Annotated in this window: 23 protein-coding genes; 9 read left to right on the forward strand and 14 right to left on the reverse strand. The window is 51.8% G+C overall.

The genetic code is table 11. The annotated features are described in order from the left end of the window. Positions 1–208 precede the first annotated feature (208 nt). The 6 genes from CJP72_RS14685 to sad form a co-directional block, all read right to left on the reverse strand. Positions 209–1660, reverse strand: coding sequence for a tagaturonate reductase (locus tag CJP72_RS14685; protein WP_162382100.1), 1452 nt, complete (start codon positions 1658–1660; stop codon positions 209–211). A gap of 107 nt (positions 1661–1767) precedes the next feature. Next, positions 1768–2295, reverse strand: coding sequence for a GNAT family N-acetyltransferase (locus tag CJP72_RS14690; protein ID WP_162382101.1), 528 nt, complete (start codon positions 2293–2295; stop codon positions 1768–1770). Between the two features lie 82 nt (positions 2296–2377). After that, positions 2378–3817, reverse strand: a complete 1440-nt coding sequence (locus tag CJP72_RS14695; RefSeq protein ID WP_238340084.1) for a GGDEF domain-containing protein — start codon at positions 3815–3817, stop codon at positions 2378–2380. Between the two features lie 215 nt (positions 3818–4032). Continuing rightward, on the reverse strand, positions 4033–4392 hold the full coding sequence (locus CJP72_RS14700; RefSeq protein WP_162382103.1) for a DUF4186 domain-containing protein: 360 nt from the start codon (positions 4390–4392) through the stop codon (positions 4033–4035). Beyond that, entirely contained in the window at positions 4392–5318 is a 927-nt protein-coding gene (gene glsB / locus CJP72_RS14705; protein WP_162382149.1) for a glutaminase B, read from the reverse strand. The genes CJP72_RS14700 and glsB overlap by 1 nt, the downstream gene beginning before the upstream one ends. Before the next feature lie 109 nt (positions 5319–5427). Further along, positions 5428–6816: a succinate-semialdehyde dehydrogenase gene (gene sad, locus CJP72_RS14710; RefSeq protein ID WP_162382104.1), complete on the reverse strand. Its 1389-nt coding sequence runs from the start codon at positions 6814–6816 to the stop codon at positions 5428–5430. Positions 6817–6918: 102 nt separating this feature from the next. Between sad and ptrR the strand changes: the two genes are divergently transcribed. Next, entirely contained in the window at positions 6919–7785 is an 867-nt protein-coding gene (ptrR, locus tag CJP72_RS14715) for a putrescine utilization regulator PtrR (RefSeq protein WP_162382105.1), read from the forward strand. Positions 7786–8016: 231 nt separating this feature from the next. Beyond that, positions 8017–9213, forward strand: coding sequence for a sugar transporter (locus CJP72_RS14720; protein ID WP_162382106.1), 1197 nt, complete (start codon positions 8017–8019; stop codon positions 9211–9213). Positions 9214–9256: 43 nt separating this feature from the next. Here CJP72_RS14720 and CJP72_RS14725 read toward each other — a convergent pair whose 3' ends face one another. Beyond that, entirely contained in the window at positions 9257–9922 is a 666-nt protein-coding gene (locus CJP72_RS14725) for a MarC family NAAT transporter (protein ID WP_162382107.1), read from the reverse strand. Positions 9923–10179: 257 nt separating this feature from the next. On the opposite strand from CJP72_RS14725, the gene marR reads away from it, so the two are divergent. From marR to marB, 3 genes are read left to right on the forward strand one after another with little or no spacing between them, the layout of a single operon-like run. After that, positions 10180–10614 carry a multiple antibiotic resistance transcriptional regulator MarR gene (gene marR, locus CJP72_RS14730; protein ID WP_162382108.1) on the forward strand — a complete coding sequence of 145 codons (435 nt, stop codon included), beginning with the start codon at positions 10180–10182 and terminating at the stop codon, positions 10612–10614. Positions 10615–10632: 18 nt separating this feature from the next. After that, positions 10633–11016, forward strand: a complete 384-nt coding sequence (gene marA, locus CJP72_RS14735; protein WP_162382109.1) for an MDR efflux pump AcrAB transcriptional activator MarA — start codon at positions 10633–10635, stop codon at positions 11014–11016. A 30-nt stretch (positions 11017–11046) separates the two neighbouring features. Then, positions 11047–11265, forward strand: a complete 219-nt coding sequence (gene marB, locus CJP72_RS14740; protein ID WP_162382110.1) for a multiple antibiotic resistance protein MarB — start codon at positions 11047–11049, stop codon at positions 11263–11265. Positions 11266–11421: 156 nt separating this feature from the next. On the opposite strand, the gene eamA is transcribed toward marB, so the two are convergent. Beyond that, positions 11422–12321, reverse strand: coding sequence for an O-acetylserine/cysteine exporter (gene eamA / locus CJP72_RS14745; RefSeq protein WP_162382111.1), 900 nt, complete (start codon positions 12319–12321; stop codon positions 11422–11424). Between the two features lie 198 nt (positions 12322–12519). Between eamA and ydeE the strand changes: the two genes are divergently transcribed. Beyond that, positions 12520–13707: an efflux MFS transporter YdeE gene (ydeE, locus tag CJP72_RS14750; RefSeq protein ID WP_162382112.1), complete on the forward strand. Its 1188-nt coding sequence runs from the start codon at positions 12520–12522 to the stop codon at positions 13705–13707. A 44-nt stretch (positions 13708–13751) separates the two neighbouring features. Here ydeE and urtE read toward each other — a convergent pair whose 3' ends face one another. From urtE to urtA, 5 genes are read right to left on the reverse strand one after another with little or no spacing between them, the layout of a single operon-like run. Then, entirely contained in the window at positions 13752–14450 is a 699-nt protein-coding gene (urtE, locus tag CJP72_RS14755) for an urea ABC transporter ATP-binding subunit UrtE (RefSeq protein WP_162382113.1), read from the reverse strand. A gap of 10 nt (positions 14451–14460) precedes the next feature. Next, on the reverse strand, positions 14461–15258 hold the full coding sequence (gene urtD, locus CJP72_RS14760; protein WP_162382150.1) for an urea ABC transporter ATP-binding protein UrtD: 798 nt from the start codon (positions 15256–15258) through the stop codon (positions 14461–14463). Beyond that, positions 15258–16331, reverse strand: coding sequence for an urea ABC transporter permease subunit UrtC (gene urtC, locus CJP72_RS14765; protein WP_162382114.1), 1074 nt, complete (start codon positions 16329–16331; stop codon positions 15258–15260). The genes urtD and urtC overlap by 1 nt, the downstream gene beginning before the upstream one ends. Continuing rightward, complete coding sequence (gene urtB / locus CJP72_RS14770) at positions 16331–17905, reverse strand: urea ABC transporter permease subunit UrtB (protein WP_162382115.1); 1575 nt, start codon at positions 17903–17905, stop codon at positions 16331–16333. The genes urtC and urtB overlap by 1 nt, the downstream gene beginning before the upstream one ends. 49 nt (positions 17906–17954) lie before the next feature. Continuing rightward, positions 17955–19226 (reverse strand): urea ABC transporter substrate-binding protein, encoded by a 1272-nt coding sequence (gene urtA / locus CJP72_RS14775; RefSeq protein WP_162382116.1) that lies wholly within the window; start codon positions 19224–19226, stop codon positions 17955–17957. A gap of 493 nt (positions 19227–19719) precedes the next feature. On the opposite strand from urtA, the gene mgtS reads away from it, so the two are divergent. Next, the gene (gene mgtS, locus CJP72_RS14780) at positions 19720–19815 is read left to right on the forward strand and encodes a protein MgtS (RefSeq protein ID WP_000901367.1); all 96 of its coding nucleotides are present in this window, start codon (positions 19720–19722) and stop codon (positions 19813–19815) included. Then, positions 19815–20015, forward strand: a complete 201-nt coding sequence (locus CJP72_RS26325; protein WP_446714968.1) for a hypothetical protein — start codon at positions 19815–19817, stop codon at positions 20013–20015. Before mgtS ends, CJP72_RS26325 begins: the two co-directional genes overlap by 1 nt. 272 nt (positions 20016–20287) lie before the next feature. On the opposite strand, the gene CJP72_RS14785 is transcribed toward CJP72_RS26325, so the two are convergent. After that, positions 20288–21226 (reverse strand): diguanylate cyclase, encoded by a 939-nt coding sequence (locus CJP72_RS14785; RefSeq protein WP_162382117.1) that lies wholly within the window; start codon positions 21224–21226, stop codon positions 20288–20290. Positions 21227–21662: 436 nt separating this feature from the next. On the opposite strand from CJP72_RS14785, the gene CJP72_RS26330 reads away from it, so the two are divergent. Next, entirely contained in the window at positions 21663–21851 is a 189-nt protein-coding gene (locus CJP72_RS26330) for a hypothetical protein (protein WP_446714969.1), read from the forward strand. Positions 21852–22025 lie beyond the last annotated feature (174 nt).

Raw genomic sequence — 22025 nt, forward strand, 5'->3', positions numbered from 1 at the left:
AATGGGAAAGCGCGAACATTAAACGTGATCACGGTCAATGTTGCAAGCATCTCCAAATAGAGATATTGCGCCTCTTTTTGACTGATTGACGCCAGTAGCACGGGGTTGCAGATCGGCTTATTTTAAAAAAACATCATTGTATGTTGTAACTAAAGAAGATTTATTAAAAACCCGGCCGAAACCGGGTTAACCCTTCAGCGAGGCGTCATTAGCACAGTGGCTTCACTGCTTCGCGCATCCCTTTCGTCAGGATAGCATCCAGGCAGGCGCTGACCTGCTCTACCAGACCGGAAACCTGGGTCAGGTCTTGTTCCCAGTGTTCTGCCACCGCCAGCACCGAATTAACCAAATCATGCGTACTGATCACGCCATCGCGATGCTGACTCCACAGGTGCTGATAGCGCTCGATCCAGTGTGCATCGTCCTGAACCGGATAAGACTCCCCATTGCGCTCTGCGCGATAAAACGCAATCAGTGCGGCCAGCGCAAACGTCAGACGCGCGGGTAAAGTTCCCTTCGCCTGCTGCCCTGCCAGTAACTGAGGTAAAATTCGGGTGCGGAATTTCGTCATGCCGTTCAAGGCGATAGAAAGGAGCTGATGCTTGATGTACGGATTACGGAAACGCCCGGTCACCGCGCTCGCAAAAGAGATCAGCTCATCGCGCGGAAGATCGAGTACCGGGATGATTTCTTCATAAATGGCTTTTTCGACAAACGCGCAGATCTCAGTGTCGTTCATCGCTTCGCCAACGGTATCCAGACCCGCCTGGAACGCCACCGGAACCAGAGCCGTATGCGCGCCATTCAGAATGGCCACTTTACGCTCTTTGTAAGGCTTGATGTCATCAACGATCAGCACATTCAGCGGATATTTATCAAGGCGTAATTCAGACGCCAGTGACTTCGGTCCCTGGATCACAAACAGGTAGAAATGTTCGGCGGTGTCGAGAAACGCATCGTGATAACCCAGCGATTCTTCAAGTTGTGCCACTTCATCACGCGGGTAACCGGTCACGATGCGATCCACCAGCGTCGAGCAGAAGGCATTTGCCTGATCCAGCCAGAGCAAGAATGCCTCCGGAAGCGCCCACTCTTTGGCGTAGCGTTGAACCAGCTCTTGTAATGCATCGCCATTATAATCAATCAGCTCGCAAGGAATGATTATCCAGCCTTTATCAGACGCCCCGGCAAAGTGCGTATAGCGTTCAAACAGCAGTCGGGTCAGTTTCGCCGGATAGCTAACCGCAGGTGCATCTTCGAATTTATCACCTGCGTGGTAGCTGATCCCTGCTTCGGTCGTGTTAGAGAACACAAAGCGGATGTCAGGGTTATGCGCCAGTTTCAGGAACTCATCATATTCGCCATACACGCTGATTTCACGGTTCACCGAGCGAATCAGCCGGGCATCGCTGACGGCGTCGCCATTTTCGTTCAAACCGCGAATGATGGTGGTGTAGAGACCGTCCTGCGTACTGAGTGACGGAGGGAATGTGCTTTCGATGGGACGGACAATCACCACGCCGGCATTCAGATCGGTGTGCTCGTTTAGCAGATCAACCTGCCAGTCAACAAAAGCACGCAGAAAGTTCCCTTCGCCAAACTGAATGATACGCTCAGGATAATGGGCGCCAGGAAAATCGCGACGGTTTAGAGTTTTCACAATGAGTTCCCTTTTGGATTAGTCATACAACCTGCTTGAATTGGTGGAACAGGTTAGCAAACCTTTAATGCAATGAAACCCTGTTTTGATCAACTCTCAAACATAAATCACAGGTATTTGTAGAAAACCGTGGTGCTGGTCAGCTTTCCGTCTGGCATTTGCGCGTAATCCGGTATTTCCCCTGCTTTCTGCCAGCCGCAATTTTGGTAGAACAACTCTGCGCTGCTTCCCGTTGCGGTGTCCAGCACCAGCAACGATTTATGATGTTGTTTTGCGCAATTCTCCAGCCTCTCCATTAAATGCCTGGCGATACCGCCCCGGCGCGCGGACGAGTGAACCAACAGTTTGGCCACGTCGGCACGGTGCGGTTGATTTTCAGGTTGATCCAACAGGAGTTGTACCGTACCGACAATCATCCCCGCGGCATCTTCAACCGCCAGGACAATGCGCTCTCCTCCCGCAACGTGCTGCGCGACGTTCGTCCAGAAAGGGAGGGATTTTTCGCGACCAAAAGGCAATACAAAACTGACGGACGCGCCTTGATTGACGCAATCCTCAAGCACATCGCTCAGTTCATTGATTCTGTCGTGGATATGCTCAGCATCGAGGATAAAACAGGAATGAGTGGCAGCCATAGGGTCTCCTTGATTGACTGCACCACCATGCACTTAACATTTTTTTTACACAAGCGCCGCAACCATAGGATTACGTTATGTTTCATCGACACGCATCATTACCGGGCACATTTTGTGTGTTGTCGAACCTGACGCTGGTTCGATTACGCCCCTCTTTTTTCGAGCGATATAAACATTCGTCGGCGTCAACGATAAGGGTATTAAACAGATCAGCTAAGGAGTGCGATTGCGTTTTTCCGTTAGCCAAACCGATACTTACGGTCAGATAAAGGGTTTGCTGCTGCCAGTTGAAAGGCTGTAACGCAACCGCTTTACGAATTTTTTCTGCCAGTTGTATTCCCTCATCGCTATCAGCAGAAGCCGCGACGACGGCAAACTCCTCACCGCCCATACGGGCCAAAAGTCCTTTGTCACCGACAATTTTTTGCACGTGTCGGGCAAAGGCGCTTAACACCTGATCGCCACACTCATGGCCAAAATTGTCATTAATCTGTTTGAAGTAATCGATATCGAGCAACATTACCGTCACGTGCTGCGGTTTCTGTGGTTCTCGTTTTTTAAGTGCTTCAAATAAACCGGAACGGGAATATACCCGTGTCAAATAGTCGAAATCGGCCCGTAAAGAGACTTGTTTTATCAGCGAATTGATTGCCGAAACGCTGACGGCAACCATCACCGGACAGATCGCCATTGTGGCGATACCCAGGCGCGCTGAAAACATGTGCGGCGCCGAAAACGGTGAGGCCACAGAGATATTGATAATGGAGTTGGCAACCAGGATTATCTCAACGGCCCCGGTCATAAAGGTCAACAAACAGGTGATCGGCGTAGGATAACGCACCGCACACCAGATGAGCGCGGGCAGCGGAAAGGCCAGGCTCCCTGCGCCACCAATGATCACCGAAGCGGCAACAGAGACTATCAACGCCCCAACCGGCATCAGTTGTTCCGCTTTAAACCGTGTCAATGTCCCTGGCAAAGAGAGCGTCAGCATACAGGGTACAATCAATACGCCAGTGGAGAATTGTTCGCTAAACCAGTCGGCAAATAACGGCCAGAATGATTGACGCTCAATACCAATCGATCCTGTCGCACCGAATAAGGCGCACAGCAAAGCAGCAAATAGACAATAATTAAACAAACGTAAGGCATTTATCGGTTCATATGTATTTATACCCCGTCGTTTATCCCGTAATATCAGTTGAGCAAAGGTAATAATAAATACCATATTAGATAAATTAATGATTAGCGACACCCATCCCCATTCGGTCGTTATGGCATCATAAGCCAGCATGGCGACATAGCATACGGCATAGAAATGCAGACGGTTAAGCCACACATAACGGGCAAACACCCCAGCCATCACGCCATTGAGAGGCCAAAACAGCGACAACGCCTCAACGAGGCGCAATTGCGCGCCAATAAAATAAAATAGCGTGGTGATGATAAAAAGGACGAAAGCATTACGTAACGGATTATCTTCCCGAAACAAGCGAAATGAAGAAGTGAAGAGTGCGTGCATTAAATATCTATCCATATAATTGCACATGGCAATTATTTCGACATAGCGAGTGTAATCTAATTAAGCATAGCACGCTTTATTTGCAAAAGTGACTCACCCTCGAAGGTGGGCATCACGTTATATTGCAAAAGAGAGGAATTGTAACTATTTAAACCACAAAGTTTTCATGCGTTATTTTATGGCGATTACCAGCACGTTGAAAATTGTATATTTTGTTATCGCTGATTCATTTGAATAACTAACCAATGATGAATGACCGCCACCACATACTTTTGCTGTTCCTCGCTGAGCGGTTGCCCTTGAGGAATTTGGTGCCATTTTTCCAGACAACCGCGACAACAGGTTGCCGTGGCATGCTGGGCAATAAAAACAGGATGACCGCGCATAGGCGTTTGCTTACCATCATTGGCGGGAATTGCCGGGGCCAGACGTTTTGCCACAAAGTCCGCTGCGTGTTGATCGATGACCTGCGCGCCTTTATCCCAGCAATACTGTCTCTCCTTTGCGCCAAGATGAAACCGGGAACGAAATGTGGAACGAGACAGCCGGGTAAACAGTGAATCGGATACGTTCATCAGTAGACTGAGCGTCCTAATTGTTGGGTCAGTTGCTCAAGGACTGCGATACCTGCCAGCGAGTTTCCGGCGGCATCCAGCTCAGGACTCCAGACAGCAATGGCCATTTCATGCGGCACAATCGCAACAATGCCGCCACCAACCCCCGATTTCGCGGGCAGCCCGACTCGCCAGGCAAATTCCCCGGCGTTCTGATACATGCCGCTGGTTGCCATCAACGCGTTGATTTGTCTGGCCTGCATCGGTGTCACCACCGGGTCGTTAAGATGAAACGCGTGTCCCTGGTTCGCCAGAAAAACAAACGTGCGCGCCAGTTCAACGCAACTCATTTTCAGCGCGCAATAGTGGAAATAATTCTGCAAAACCGTCGTCACATCATGCTGAAAATTACCGAATGATTTCATCAGCCAGGCAATCGCCGCATTACGCGCCGAATGCTCGAATTCCGAACGGGCCACGGTGGAATCATAAACAATATCGGGAACGCCACTCAGGAGGCGCACCACTTCCAGCATACGCTGGCGAGGGGCGCTCAGCCGCCCTTGTAACATATCGCAGATAACCAATGCACCAGCGTTGATAAAGGGATTGCGCGGAATTCCCTGTTCCATTTCCAGTTGCACCAGCGAATTGAAGGGAGAACCCGAAGGATCCTTTCCCACACGCTGCCAGATCTCATCTTCCTGGTAGTGACGCATTGCCACTGCCAGACTCAGCACCTTCGAAATAGACTGAATGGAAAAACGTTCCTGCGAATCACCGGCCTGATAGTGTTGCCCATCAACGGTACAAATGGCGATACCCAGTTTTGACCCCTCGACGGAGGCTAATGCTGGAATATAGTCAGCCACTTTTCCCTGACCAATTAACGGGCGAACCTGCGCCAGAATGGTCTCTAATACTGAATTGTCCATGGCCCTGGCCACCATATGCTCCTTGCCGCTGGTCTGAAAAGGTCTGCGAGTATAACAGAGCGGAATAGGCGACGTCAGGTCGGCAGAGACCATCGCGCCCCCTGACGAGGCGCTTCAGAGATCAGATACGGTTTTTCCAGACCGTCTGTACGTTACAAAACTCATGCAAACCAAAATGGGAAAGCTCACGGCCAAAACCGCTTTTCTTCACGCCGCCAAATGCCACCCGCGCATCGCTGGCGCTGTAGCCATTGATAAACACCCCGCCGCATTCCAGCTGGCTGGCCATCTCCTGTGCGCGCGTTTCGTCGGCGGTAAAAATTGTCGCCGAGAGACCGAAATCACTGTCATTGGCAAGCTGTAAGGCATGCGCGGCACTCTTCGCCACCGTGATTGCCGCCACCGGACCAAACAGCTCCTGGCGAAATGCCGTCATTTCAGGGGTGACATCACCGAGAACCGTTGCCGGATAGTAATTGCCTTCCCCTGCGATGTTTTCTCCACCCAGTAATAAACGCGCGCCTTGTGCGACCGACGCCATCACTTGTTGATGCAGTTCATCACGTAAATCAAAGCGCGCCATTGGCCCGAGATCGTTTTCCTCGTCCAAAGGGTTGCCCATTTTCAGGGCCGCCGCCGCTGCGACGAAGCGCTCGGTAAAGTCACGGGCAATGCCTTCTTCGACAATAAAACGTTTCGCCGCAGCACAAACTTGTCCGGTATTTTGATAACGCCCGGCGACAGCCGCTTTTACCGCCAGATCCAAATCGGCATCATTCAGCACAATAAAGGGATCCGAACCGCCCAGTTCCAGCACGCACTTTTTCAGCGCTGCCCCCGCCTGAGCGCCGATAGCCGCACCAGCGCGAACGCTGCCAGTAACCGTAACTGCCGCAATACGCGGATCGTTAATCATCTGACTGACGCCCGCATTACTGGCGTTGAGCCAGCCGTATACACCGTCAGGCATTCCCGCGTCGGCAAAAATATCGGCAATCAGCCCGGCGCAGCCCGTCACATTCGGGGCATGCTTCAGGAGATAGCCATTACCCGCCAACAGAATGGGGATCGCCCCACGCAGCACCTGCCATAGCGGAAAGTTCCACGGCATCACCGCCAGAATCGTCCCCAGCGGGCGATACTCAATCACCGCTTGCTGATTTTCCACCAGCGTGGGTTCAGGGTTGAGCATGGCTGGGCCGTGCTCTGCATACCAGTCGCACAGGCTGGCGGATTTTGCCACTTCACCCCGCGCCTGCTTGATCGGTTTTCCCATCTCCCGCGAGATACATTGCGCCATTTCTTCAGCCCGTAGCCGCAAGGCTTGTCCGACATTACGCAATTTCTGCGCCCGGTACGCGACCGTCGTGCGCTTCCATGCGGCAAACGCGTTGGCAGCCAGATTTAGGGCCTGCTCAATCTCGCGGTCACTGCTCCAGGGCATGGCCGTCAAATGTTCTCCCGTTGCGGGGTTCACTGAAATTGCATGTGTCGCGGGTGTCGGGTTCATAGCGTGCTCTCTTCATCACAGGGAATGGCGATATCATGACCCCGTTTACTCTTTCTGAAAATTGAATAATATTAACCACTCCGTTCACAAAAAGAGAAAGCCATGGATCTGACGCAACTGGAAATGTTCAATGCTGTCGCACAGACGGGCAGCATTACTCAGGCCGCCGCGAAAGTGCATCGTGTTCCGTCGAACCTCACGACACGCATTCGCCAGCTTGAGGCCGACCTCGGGGTGGATCTGTTTATTCGCGAGAATCAGCGTCTGAGACTTTCTCCGGCAGGCCATAACTTTTTGCGCTATAGCCAGCAGATCCTGGCGCTGGTCGATGAAGCGCGGATGGTGGTGGCCGGTGATGAACCGCAAGGGCTGTTCTCCCTTGGCGCGCTGGAAAGTACCGCCGCCGTGCGTATTCCCGCGACGCTTGCCGAATATAACCAACGTTACCCTAAGATTCAGTTTGCCTTATCCACCGGGCCTTCCGGCACCATGCTGGAGGGGGTACTTGAGGGGAAACTGAATGCCGCCTTTGTGGATGGCCCCATTACCCATCCCGGTCTTGAAGGGATGCCGGTTTACCGTGAAGAGATGATGATTGTCACCCCGTGCGGTCACCCCGTCGTGCGCCGCGCGAGTGATGTTAACGGCTGTAATATTTACGCTTTTCGCGCGAACTGCTCTTACCGCCGCCATTTTGAAAGCTGGTTCCATGACGATCGCGCCACACCGGGTACGATTCATGAAATGGAGTCCTATCATGGAATGCTGGCTTGCGTTATCGCCGGTGCGGGCATCGCGTTGATTCCTCGCACGATGTTAGAAAGTATGCCCGGACATCATCAGGTCGACGCCTGGCCGTTAACAGAAGAGTGGCGCTGGCTGAATACCTGGCTGGTCTGGCGACGCGGCGCAATGACCCGGCGACTTGAAGCCTTTATAGAACTGCTGCCACCGCAAACGCGGGCATAATATTGCCGTATAACGACTCCGCTCGGCACCGGGCGGAGTGACAACAACACAGAGTGCAAATCATTTTGTGACAACGTCACCACCAAAAAAGCGTATACCAAACGTGACGTCCGTGGCGTTACTTTTTAGTAACTAAAAAATGTGACCTTAATCACAAAGTGATTGTATTTACGCCAGCAAACGTTTTAAGATCCTGACCTCACCTTTTCGCAACAAGCCCCATTACTTTTTATGTCAACTCGCATTGTTTCCCGTAAAGTCGCGTGGCTACGGGTCGTTACGCTTGCTATTGCCGCTTTCATCTTCAATACCACGGAGTTTGTCCCGGTCGGCTTACTCTCTGATATTGCTCAAAGCTTTGATATGCAGACCGCACAGGTCGGTATTATGCTGACCATCTACGCCTGGGTTGTGGCGCTGATGTCGCTTCCCTTTATGCTGCTGACAAGCCAGGTGGAACGACGCAAGCTGCTTATCTGTCTGTTTGTGCTGTTTATTGCCAGCCATGTGCTCTCATTTCTGGCGTGGAATTTTACCGTTCTGTTAATTAGCCGCATCGGCATTGCTTTTGCGCACGCCATTTTTTGGTCGATCACCGCCTCGCTCGCCATTCGCCTGGCCCCTGCCGGTAAACGCGCGCAGGCACTGAGTCTGATAGCCACCGGAACCGCACTGGCGATGGTGCTCGGGATCCCTATTGGGCGCATTGTTGGGCAATATTTTGGCTGGCGCACCACCTTCCTGGCTATCGGCGTTGGCGCGCTGGCAACGCTGGTGTGTCTGTTCAAGCTCCTGCCCACCTTACCCAGTGAACATTCTGGCTCGCTGAAAAGCCTGCCGGTGCTGTTTCGCCGCCCTGCGCTGATGAGTCTTTATTTGTTGACCGTGATCGTGGTGACCGCCCATTACACGGCATACAGCTATATCGAGCCGTTTGTGCAAACCGTGGCCGGGTTGAGCGGCAACTTTGCCACGCTGCTGTTGCTTATTCTCGGCGGTGCCGGGATCGTCGGCAGCGTGATTTTTGGTAAGTTGGGCAATCGTCATGCCTCCTCGCTCATCACCCTTGCCATTGTCCTGCTGGTCGCTTGCCTTCTCCTTCTGCGCTCTGCCGCCGACAGCGAAACACACCTGGCGATGTTGAGCATCTTCTGGGGGATTGCCATCATGGTTATCGGCCTGGGAATGCAAGTGAAAGTGCTGGCGCTGGCGCCGGATGCCACCGATGTCGCGATGTCGTTGTTCTCCGGCATTTTCAATATCGGGATTGGTGCAGGGGCGTTAGTGGGTAATCAGGTGAGTTTACACTGGTCGATGTCGGCCATCGGCTACGTCGGGGTTATCCCGGCGGTCATCGCGTTAGTCTGGTCAGTGATTATTTTTCGCCGCTGGCCTGTCTCATTGGAAGAACAGCCACAACCGCAGTGAAAAGACAGAAAAGGCCCGACGTGTTAGCGCCGGGCCGCAGGCTTTAGTGGTATGTTTTAATAATTTCCAGAATACCGTTAATGATAAACTGTACGCCCATACAGACCAGCAGGAAGCCCATCAGGCGCGAAATCGCTTCAATTCCCCCTTTGCCGACCAGGCGCATGATCGCTCCAGAACTGCGCAGACTCCCCCACAGAATGACCCCCACAATGGCAAAGATCAGCGGCGGCGCCACGGCAATCACCCAACCTGGGAAATCGGAACCATCACGCACGGTTGAGGCCGAACTGATGATCATCGCAATGGTCCCCGGCCCTGCCGTACTGGGCATCGCCAGTGGAACGAACGCAATGTTGGCCGTCGGTTCGTCTTCCAGCTCTTCGGATTTGCTTGTCGCTTCCGGCGACTCGTGCGCTTTCTGCTGTGGGAACAGCATTCTGAAACCGATAAACGCGACAATTAATCCCCCGGCAATCCGTAGCCCAGGAATCGAGATGCCAAACGTATTCATCACTAACTGACCGGCGTAATACGCCACCATCATGATCGCAAACACGTAAATCGACGCCATCATTGACTGACGATTACGCTCCGCGCTGTTCATGTTGCCCGCAAGCCCGAGGAACAGCGCCACGGTGGTCAGTGGGTTGGCGAGCGGCAGCAGAACTACCAGACCCAGCCCTATCGCTTTAAACAAATCTATCATTGGTACTCTCTTCTCCAGTCGCTCTTCATAGCGGCAAGTATAAGTTCAAATGCGCGCCGACCGCTATTTCAGCGATGTAAGCATTCATTTTCCCATCACATCTATAATCTGTAATTATCATTAAGTTATTAAAAGCTAAACCATCAGCCTAATGAACCGTTTTAGCAAATTGTGTCATCAGTCAATTCATTCGTTTGACTTATACTTGCCTGGGCAATAGTATCTGCCGTGACTAACTACTTGCCGGGGCAACCATCGTGAAAAGCACCAGTGACCTTTTCAATGAAATCATTCCACTTGGCCGCTTGATCTACATGGTTAATCAGAAAAAAGATCGTTTGTTAAACGACTATCTGTCACCGCTGGATATCACCGCCTCTCAGTTTAAGGTGCTGTGTTCCATCCGCTGCGCGGTGTGTATTACCCCGGTTGAACTTAAAAAAGTGCTGTCTGTTGATCTTGGCGCATTAACGCGCATGCTTGACCGCCTGGTCTGTAAAGGCTGGATCGAAAGACTGCCAAATCCCAACGATAAACGCGGCGTGCTGGTGAAACTCACCGAACACGGCGCGGCAATTTGCGAGCAATGTCATCAATTAGTAGGACAAGACCTACACCAGGAACTCACAAAAAACTTAACGGCGGATGAAGTGGCAACACTTGAGTATTTACTCAAGAAAATCCTGCCGTAAACAGAAAGAGGTATGACGATGTCCAGACGCAACACTGACGCTATCACTATTCATAGCATTTTGGACTGGATCGAAGATAACCTGGAGTCGCCGCTCTCACTGGAAAAGGTGTCAGAGCGTTCAGGTTACTCCAAATGGCACCTGCAACGGATGTTTAAAAAAGAAACCGGCCATTCATTAGGTCAATACATCCGCAGCCGCAAAATGACCGAGATAGCCCAGAAATTAAAAGAAAGTAACGAGCCCATTTTGTACCTGGCTGAACGTTACGGCTTTGAGTCGCAGCAAACGCTGACCCGCACGTTTAAAAACTATTTTGATGTGCCGCCGCATAAGTTCCGCATTACCAATATGCACGGCGAATCCCGGTATTTGCTGCCGCTCAATCAGTGTCATTGCTAATCGCCTGCTAACAACGTAATCGAGGAAATCATGAAATTTTTGTCTTCTGCAATGCTGGCTCTGTTGCTTGTCGTTTCCGGCCAGAGTGTTGCGGAGCAAACTGCCCAGCCCGCGACACAAACCAATCAGGATGTGATGGTAATGCCCACGGCGCACGAACAATACCCTTTTGATTTCAATCATATGGGGGCTGGCAGCGATAAGTCCGACGAGTTAGGTGTGCCTTATTACAATCGGTACGACCTCTAATTCGTTTTGCCCCGTCACTGCGTAACACGGTTCACTTAAGTCAATGAATGAGGGGAAACACCGGGATTTGGTTCCCGGAGGGACGCCAAACCCGGTGGTCGCCCCGAATATTCCAGTCTTAAACTAACCGTGTTACCGTCACTGCGGGGCTTTTTTTTACCCTCTCACCGGCGCCGGTTTGCGTAAACGAAAGCCAAACACATTGATATACAATCCCGCCATAATCAGCACTGCGCCGATTAATTGCAGTGCGGTCAACGTTTCATCCAACAGCACGGCGGCACTGGCCAACCCAACAACCGGAACCAGCAGCGATAACGGTGCCACACGCCAGGTTTCATAACGCCCCAACAGCGTGCCCCAAATTCCGTACCCGACAATGGTGGCAACAAAGGCAAGATAAAGCAGCGATAACACCGTCGTGATATCAAGGCTGATCAGGCTTTGCATCATGCGGTCAGAACCATCCAGAAGCAGCGACGCGAGGAAAAACGGAATAATCGGGATTAACGCGCTCCAGACCACCAGCGACATGACGGCCGGACGATCCGCACGCGACATGATCTTTTTATTAAAGATATTGCCGCAGGCCCAACTGAGCGCGGCAGCCAGGGTGAGCATAAATCCGGTCATCGCCACATGTTGACCGTTGAGGCTCGCTTCAATGAGCACCAGCACGCCAAAAATCGCCAGCGCGATCCCCGCCAGTTGTTTCCCCTGCAAACGCTCGCCAAAGGCAAACGCCCCCAGAACGATGGTGAAAAAGGCCTGCGCCTGAAGTACCAGCGACGCCAGTCCGGCGGGCATGCCGAAGTTAATGGCGCAAAACAGAAACGCAAATTGCCCGAAACTGATCGTCAGGCCATAACCCAGCAGAAGCCTGAGCGGGACTTTAGGACGGGCAACAAAGAAAATCGCCGGGAACACCACCAGCAGGAAACGTAACCCTGCCAGCATCAGTGGCGGCATATTGTGTAATCCCACCTTGATGACGACAAAATTTAGCCCCCATACCACCACGACCAATAATGCCAACAGCCCGTCTTTACGTGACATCCCCTGACCTCTGCAAATATTAAATTTTTGTAAACAAGTTAAGTTAGCGGAAATTGTTGTCCTGTAACAGATCATTAATTCAGGTAGGTCAACAGAGGCACTTTTGAACAACTTATTAGGTATACATCACAATTTTGCCGTGCTATTCCTTTCTGGTCGTTAACAAAAACAAAACAACACGCATTGTCGGGCAGGAAAATGAACACCACTCTGAGACGGTCAACCCTTGCATTACTCGCCTCATCGTTATTACTGACCATTGGTCGTGGCGCCACGCTACCGTTCATGACCATTTATCTGAATCGCCAGTATGCGCTGAGCGTCGATCTGATTGGCTATGCGATGACGGTGGCGCTGACCATCGGCGTGATCTTCAGTCTTGGCTTCGGCATTCTGGCGGATAAATTCGATAAAAAACGCTACATGCTGGTGGCGATTTGCGCATTTGCCTTCGGGTTTATCGCGATCCCGCTCGTGCATAGCGTCACCCTGGTGGTCCTGCTGTTTGCACTGATCAACTGCGCCTATTCCGTTTTCGCCACTGTGCTGAAAGCCTGGTTTGCCGATAACCTCTCAGCCAGCGCGAAAACCAAAATTTTTTCGCTCAACTACACCGTACTCAACATTGGCTGGACAATTGGGCCGCCGCTCGGCACCCTGCTGGTCATGCAAAGCATTAACCTGCCTTTCTGGCTGGCGGCCGTCTGCTCTGCCTTCCCGTTGGTTTTTATTCAGACATGGGTAACACGGTCAATGACCCCAACGGAAGGGATGAACACCGCCGTGTGGTCGCCGTCGGTTCTGCTGCGCGATAAAGCATTGCTCTGGTTTACCCTCTCCGCGTTTCTCGCCTCGTTCGTAGGCGGCGCGTTTTCATCCTGTATCTCCCAGTATGTGATGGTCGTTGCTGACGGTGATTTTGCCGAGAAGGTCGTCGCCGTGGTCTTACCGGTGAACGCAGCAATGGTAGTCAGCCTGCAATACGCCCTCGGGCGCAAGCTCAATGCCGCGAATATCCGGCCATTAATGGCGGCAGGCACCCTTTGCTTCATTATTGGCCTGGTAGGCTTTATGTTCTCCGGAAACAACCTGATCCTGTGGGGCGTTTCTGCCGCTGTCTTTACCCTCGGTGAAGTAATCTACGCGCCAGGGGAATATATGTTGATCGACAATATTGCGCCTGCGGGCATGAAAGCGAGCTACTTCTCTGCGCAGTCGCTTGGCTGGCTGGGCGCGGCGTTCAACCCATTAGCCAGCGGCATCATTTTAACCACGCTGCCCGCCTGGTCGTTGTTTGCGGTACTGATCGTCGCCATTGGTCTGGCATGGTTGATGATGCTAAAAGGCATGCGCGTTAAACCCTGGCAACAGCCAGTAACCTGTTAAATCATCGACCACCGTGCAGGCGCGTTACCTGCACGGTTTTAGATTCAGATAGCCACCAGACCGCGAACACCTTCTGCGTCCATATTTTCCCCCCTCCCGTGTTGAATAATCGTGCCCCGTGACATCAACAAGTAATGGTCTGCCAGTTGGGCGGCAAAGTCATAAAATTGTTCGACCAGCAGAATCGCCATCTCGCCCTGACGCGCCAGTTGCGAGATAACCAGACCGATCTCTTTGATAACCGACGGCTGGATACCTTCCGTAGGTTCATCCAGAATCAGCAATTGCGGCCGACTGGCCAGCGCGCGGCCAATGGCTAACTGCTGTTGTTGCCCACCGGAGAGATCGCCGCCCCGCCGGTGCTTCATCTCTTTAAGCACCGGAAAAAGCGCGTAGATGTCATCCGGTACGGTTGTGGCTTCACGGGCGGAAAAGCGGGAGAGCCCCAACAACAAATTCTCCTCTACCGTCAGGCGGGGAAAAATGTCCCGCCCCTGGGGAACATAAGCCACGCCAGCCTGAACTCGCTGGTGGGGCTTGCGATGCGTTATCGCCTTTCCTTGCCAGATAACACTGCCGCTACGCGCGGGGATAAGTCCCATCAGACATTTCAACAACGTCGTTTTGCCTACGCCATTTCGTCCCAGCAAGCAGGTCACTTCGCCAATATGAGCCTCAAAGCTCACCCCGCGCAGAATGTGACTCCCACCATAGAATTGATTCAACGCATTCACCTGCAGCATTTTCCCCTCCTCAGCGTCCGAGATAGACCTCAATGACCTGCTCATTGGCCTGCACCTGACGCAGACTTCCCTCCGCCAGAACGCGTCCCTGATGTAAAACCGTGACGCGATCGGCAATGGTTTCCACAAAACCCATGTCGTGTTCGACCACCATTAACGAATGCTTACCTGCCAGGGTACGAAACAGTTCAGCGGTATATTCCGTTTCAGCGTCCGTCATGCCCGCTGCGGGTTCATCCAGCAACAGCAAATGAGGCTCCTGCGCCAGTAACATGCCAATCTCCAGAAACTGTTTTTGCCCGTGCGAAAGCATCCCGGCCCGACGCGAGCGCTCCGCGCCCAGTCTCAGCAACACGAGTAACTCATCAATCCGGTCACGTTGTTCGCCGCGAAGATGCGCCCGCAACGTTCCCCACACCGATTTATCGTCTTTCATCGCCAGTTGCAGATTTTCCTCCACCGTCAGGGCTTCAAATACCGTCGGTTTCTGGAATTTGCGGCCAATCCCCTTACGGGCAATGGTGATGGGATCAAGCAAGGTTAAATCCGTTGACTGATCATAAATTGCCCGCCCGCTCTGAGGTCGTGTTTTCCCCGTAATCACATCCATGAGCGTGGTTTTCCCTGCACCGTTTGGCCCAATCACGCAGCGCAGTTCACCCACTCCGATGTTCAGGGTGAGATCGGTCAGCGCCTGGAAACCGTCAAAACTCACGTTAATCTCTGTCAGTTGCAATACCGGGTCGGTTTGATCGCGAAAACGGTCGCCCGGTAACTGGCGGGTGAAGAGTCCATCATCGGGTCGCATCATTTCTCTCCCTTATGAAACAGCCCCATGACGCCCCGGGGCAAAAACAGGGTCACGACAATAAAAATCAGCCCCAGAAAGAGCTGCCAGTATTCCGGTATAATGACCGTGAACAGACTTTTCGCGCCGTTGACAGCGACCGCGCCAATCACCGGCCCCACCAGCGTTCCTCGTCCGCCCAGCGCGACCCAAATCGCCGCTTCGATAGAGTTGGTCGGCGACATTTCGCCAGGGTTAATGATCCCCACCTGCGGGACATACAACGCGCCCGCCATCCCACACAGCACCGCAGAAAGCGTCCACACCAGCAGCTTGAATCCACGCGGGTCGTAGCCACAAAACATCAGCCGATTTTCGGCATCTCGTACCGCAGTCAGCACGCGACCCAATTTACTGCGCGCCAGGACACTACCCAGCCACAGTGCCAGCACCAGCAAAAGGAGCGTCGCGAGAAACAATGCTATCCGGGTAGCGACCGCCGTCACCGGAAACCCAAGTAGCGTGGTGAAGCCCGTAAAACCGTTATTACCGCCAAACCCTGTTTCATTGCGGAAAAACAGCAGCATCCCCGCAAAGGTCAACGCCTGAGTCATAATGGAAAAATAGACCCCTTTGATTTTTGAACGAAAGGCAAAAAAACCGAAGATCAGCGCCAGCACGCCAGGCACCAGAACCACCAGCAACATCGCCCAGGCAAAATGTTGTGTTCCCCACCAGTACCACGGCAGTTCATTCCAGGACAGAAACGACATAAAAGCAGGCAGTCCGTCGCCAGATGCCTGGCGCATCAAATACATCCCCATCGCGTATCCGCCGAGGGCGAAAAAAAGACTGTGCCCCAGTGACAGCATTCCGGCATACCCCCAAACCAGATCCAGCGCCACCGCTACAACGGCATAGCAAAGCATTTTCCCCGCCAGCGTCAACGTCCAGACAGGGAGCGCCAACGGATGGTCTGCGGGCAACAGAGCCAGAAACGGCAGCACTGTCAACGTCAGAAGGAGGATCGTGGCGATAATAGTTGTCGCCCGTGGCGCCTTACGCGCCAGTGCAAATGTCATTGGCATCGTCATCAGTCAATGATCCTCCCTTTCAGTGCAAATAACCCCTGGGGACGTTTTTGAATAAACAGAATGATCATCACCAGGATGGCGATTTTGCCGAGCACCGCGCCGAGTTGCGGCTCCAGAATTTTGTTAAAAATCCCCAGCCCAAACGCCGCCGCCACGCTCCCTGCGAGTTGCCCCACACCGCCGAGCACCACCACCAGAAAGGAGTCAATGATGTAGCCCTGACCCAGTTCCGGCCCAACATTGCCCAACTGCGATAACGCCACGCCGCCTAATCCGGCAATCCCGGAACCCAGGCCGAATGCCAGCATGTCCACTCGCCCCGTAGGAACACCGCAGCAGGCTGCCATGCTGCGATTTTGTGTCACGGCTCGGATGCGCATGCCAAGGCGCGTTTTATTCAGCATGAGCCAGGTAAAGAACAGTACGCAGAGCGCGAACCCCAGCACAACAATACGGTTCCACGGTAAGATCAGACTGGCATAAACCTGAACCCCGCCGGAAAGCCACGCCGGGTTGGCCACCTCAAGGTTCTGCGCCCCGAACGTCATACGAACCAGTTGAATAAGCATCAGGCTGATCCCCCAGGTTGCCAGCAACGTTTCCAGAGGTCGCCCGTAAAGATGGCGAATAATCCCACGCTCGAGAGCCATTCCGACACCCGCGGTAAACAAGAATGCTATCGGCAGCGCCACGATCGGATAAAACGTCAGCCATTGCGGGAACCACTGCCCCATGAACTGCTGCACGATCCAGGTACTGTAAGCCCCTAACATCAACATCTCACCGTGCGCCATGTTAATCACGCCAAGTAATCCGTAGGTAATGGCTAATCCGAGGGCAGCCAGCAACAAAATCGCCCCCAGAGACAATCCCATAAACGCCTGCCCAAGCAGGTCACTTAGCCAGATTCGTTGCGACAGCGTGTGTAAACTGTCCGCCGCTGCCGCCCGAACACGGGCATCCGGCTCGTGCCGGGCGCTCATGAAGGGGGTAAGACGGGACGATGTTTCAGGATCATCCGAGTCGGCCAACAGCTGAACGGCCTGGCGTCTGACTTCTGGCAGAGGACTGGTCAGTTGCAGGTTTGCCAGCGCAATGGCCAGACGGGACTTCACCCCCTCATCCGTTTCCTGCCTCAGTCTCTGCTGCAAAAAAGAGTACATCGCTGGCGATGCATTCCGTTGTAATACCTTTGCGGCAGACAGTCTATTAGTGACACTGTCACTTAAAAAATGATGTGTCGCGATGGCCGTCGTCAGCGCAGCACGCAGACGATTGGTCAGACGAATCTTTTTCAGTTCGCCTTCAGGGGCGCTGCCGCTGCCAAGCGAAACAGCATGCGTCCCGTTCAGGATAAACGCGTGCTTCGCGCTGTCGGCAAAAAGATGCTCCTGTTCAAGCGCCTTCAGCAGCGGTAAACGCTGTGCCTCCGGCGTTATCGCCCACTGTTCGAGTAAGGTCGCCTGCTGTGTGCGGTTGGCCGCGGTAAAAGTATCAGCATCGGTTGCCTGAACACATAATGGTAATAATCCCGCCATCAGCAACAGACCACGAATAAAGCGCATGGCTTTCATGAGCGCATTCTCCAGAACTGGCCCTCCCGCAAGAGGGCGAGAGATCGGTTTAGTTGCTGGCGGTCTTAACCGGCTGATCAGGCTTTTTGTCGTTACCGGCAATATACGGACTCCACGGCTGGGCGCGAACCGGCCCTTCGGTTTGCCACACGACGTTGAACTGTCCATCGCCTTCAATCTCGCCAATCATGACGGGTTTATGCAGATGATGGTTGGTCGTATCCATCGTCAGGGTAAAGCCCGAGGGTGCCGGGAAGGATTGACCTGCCATGGCTACGCGGACTTTGTCCACATCGGTAGTACCGGCTTTTTCTACCGCCTGCGCCCACATATGCAGGCCAACATACGTGGCTTCCATCGGATCGTTAGTCACCACCGTATCCGCATTAGGTAACGCATGCGATTTGGCCCAGGCCCGATACTTTGCGACGAACTTTTGGTTGGCTGGATTATCAATCGATTCAAAGTAATTCCATGCCGCCAGATTTCCCACCAGCGGTTTGGTGTCGATCCCCCGCAACTCTTCTTCGCCCACGGAAAAAGCGACTACCGGAACATCCGTTGCTTTTACGCCCTGATTCGCCAGTTCTTTATAAAACGGCACGTTGGAGTCGCCATTGATGGTGGACACCACCGCCGTTTTGCCTCCAGCGGCAAATGCCTTAATACTCGCCACGATGGTCTGGTAATCACTGTGGCCAAACGGGGTGTAGACTTCCTCAATATCTTTATCCGCGACCCCTTTTGCATGCAGCCAGGCACGCAAAATTTTGTTGGTGGTGCGTGGATACACATAATCAGTCCCCAGCAGAAAGAAACGTTTTGCCCCACCCCCATCTTCACTCATCAGGTATTCGACGGCCGGAATAGCCTGTTGATTTGGCGCGGCGCCGGTATAAAAGACGTTTGGCGACATCTCTTCACCTTCATACTGCACGGGATAAAACAGTAAACCGTTCAACTCTTCAAAGACCGGCAACACCGACTTACGCGAGACGGAAGTCCAGCAACCAAACACGACCGCGACCTTGTCCTGACTCAGCAACTGGCGTGCTTTCTCCGCAAACAGCGGCCAGTTCGAAGCGGGATCAACCACCACTGGCTCCAGTTTTTTGCCAAGAACACCACCGTTCGCGTTAATTTCAGCAATGGTCATTAACGCCATCTCTTTGAGCGGGGTTTCAGAAATGGCCATCGTGCCAGATAAAGAATGCATAATGCCGACCTTAATGGTGTCGGCCGCCTGAACACTGAAACTCAGCCCCATTGCAACAACCGAGGCTGACAGGGCAAATGCTTTTAGTAATGTACGACGCTGCATATATTCACTCCTGAAATTTGGCTTGCTGAGAGTCCCTGCGCGATCGGTAAGACAAATCAGCGCATATCACCGATGTTCAGAAGCGATAAGGCAAAATCGATGCCATCTATTTAAAGCATATCAATATCAATGTGTTGTTATTTAACGAAGATAAAATTCGTGATGGCAACGCCAAATGAAGAGACATTCAAAGAAGGAAATGAACCATCATGAAACAGTCATGCTTTGCAAAAGTGCAACGCGATGTGACAAATTGATGCACATCACCTGCCATTGCCCTCTATTAATGCAAATTCCGTTATCCTCCCTTTCTACACATCGCTATTTTGGTTACGTTTTTTCATATTTCTGGCCATCATGCGGTGAAAAAACTTACGCTAAATTTAGAATCATCATCTAATTCATCTTTTGTTTAAGTTCATTGTGCCATGATAGATATCAACGAAATGAAATAAAGGTAGACGAGGAAACACATCAAAACAGGAGAGATAATATGCTGGGTAACATGAACGTTTTTATGGCGGTACTGGGAATTATTTTATTTTCTGGCTTTCTGGCCGCGTACTTCAGTCACAAATGGGATGACTAATGAACGGAGATAATGACGCACCGACATGGCCCCTTGTTGCATCACTGCACAAGGGGCTATTTTTTTACCTGAAAAACGGGCAAAAAAAACCGCCGGATGAACCAGCGGTCAATGCTTGCATGGATAGATTTGTGTTTTGCTTTATACGTTATCTGGCAATTCCCTGCGATGACAACGGCTCGCATACACCCTATCACTGACAATCTCAATGAAGGTTAAACAACACGGAACTAAACCAGCAAAACGGGTCATTCTCGCTTCCATCCTTTTTTACTTTGACAACATGCGGTCCGCGAAACCCACCTTCCTGGCGACTGTATCTGATGTAAATCCTGAGACTCAGGGCGACGATTCCAGCGTTTACCTTGACGTTTTTTACCCGCGAATAACTTCATGTGGCCTCCATAACGCAGCTATTATTCCATTAATCAATTAGTTAAATATAAACTAACAGTTCTAATGAAGAGTTATGTCAGCCAACAGCCGATTTTGTAAAGATCGGGTGAACAGGCTCACAACGGGTTATTCGGGTGATTTTTTGCTGTTCATCGATAAACATGCAGCGATTTCTGCCCGTTTGTTTCCCTTCATACATGGCCTGGTCCGAGCGCCCCAACACCACATCCAGAGGTTCTCCGGGTCGCGCCCGGGTCACTCCTCCGGTCACAGTGATGTTAATCTCGCCGCCAGGGTAGGGAATGCTGTTTCTGGCAATTAAGTCGCAAATACGCATTCCAGCCTGACAAGCCATGTCGTCTGTTTGTGCTTTGATGATGACGATAAATTCTTCCCCGCCGTAGCGGTAAGCCGTTTCGTCATCCCGGGTCCATGCCGAGAGATTAGAGGCCAGCGCCCGTAACACAACATCACCAATCACATGCCCATAGGTGTCATTAACGGACTTGAAGCGATCGATATCCAATAACAGCAGATATAAATGACTGGGACTGGCTTCAACAAGCTGACGGTCAAAAGACTCATCCAAAAGACGTCGCCCCGGTAATCCCGTCAATATATCCATATTGCTCCGGATATTAAGCAGGTATATTTTGTAGTCCGTCACTGCGGCAGTAAACGCTAATAATGTGTCCTGAAAATGCTCAAAATGTTCTGGCAGCCATCTTTTTTCGACAATTGCCGACAGTAAAGTACGGCCACTGACATGCATGTCGATGTGCGCGTTATCTATATGATAGAGATATCCTGTTTCATCGTCTTCACACGCAGGATGATTATTTATCCATTGACCAAATTCGCACAAATAATAGGAATTAACATGGATAATTTCTGGCTGAGTGATATCGCCAGAAGCCACGCAGCGAAACATTTTTACCAACCACTTGTAATGGGCATCAATAGATAGATTCAGGCTCAGTAAGATGTTATCTATTTCGGCGGCTCTTTTAATCATTGCTAATCCTCCCTCCTTCATCCTTGATGTTATAGAGTCTAGCGAGAGAAAAGCATATTTTTGTCAATTTAGTCATAGAAACCCTGTAGCGGGTTACGGTGATTTACAACTCTATGATTTTAAACAAAAGGCAAACCAAAAAAAGTCGATAATCCTAAACCATTACTAAACGTTTCAGATTCTATATCCGTCATTATTCAGATCCCTTGCGGTGTAGTTCAAATTATCGGGGACATAATTACCTAAATTGACAGTTCATTTTTCCCTCCGGCTCCTGATATTTCGATTGTCTGATCATCCCCTCACTGGATTGATGAAGGATGATGACAACAATCAGCCCTACTTCGTTCACCAAGCTGATGGGCAGCCAATATTCATGGCGGAAATCGGCAGCGTCCCCTTCTAACGCAGCGATGAGGCTGACGGTTTTCTGATTGTGACGTCAGTTGTTGATGAGGGATTAATCGATATCCACGTTCGGCGACCTTTGGTGTTGTCTCCGGAGGCCGTACGAGAATGGATGCGGCAGGATATTGGAGGGAAAAAAGCAAGATATTGTTGCCGACGGTACAATACCTGGAAAATGTTCATCTGGCACGCAGTAACCCGTGCCGTGGTAATGTGAAAAACCAAGAATCGGAGTTTTTCAAAACAATATAGAGAATGAAGGCGATTGCTTTCCCCTTTGTACACAACTGTCTGCTGTGAGCAAGGAGTGGACGTTGCCCGGTGGACATCAATAGCCAGGAGGCAGTCCAGGCCAACCAAAAGCATCACTATCAACGCAGTGTCGATTCAA

The sequence above is a fragment of the Citrobacter sp. NCU1 genome, from assembly GCF_010231475.1.
In the GTDB taxonomy this organism is placed as follows: domain Bacteria; phylum Pseudomonadota; class Gammaproteobacteria; order Enterobacterales; family Enterobacteriaceae; genus Citrobacter_D.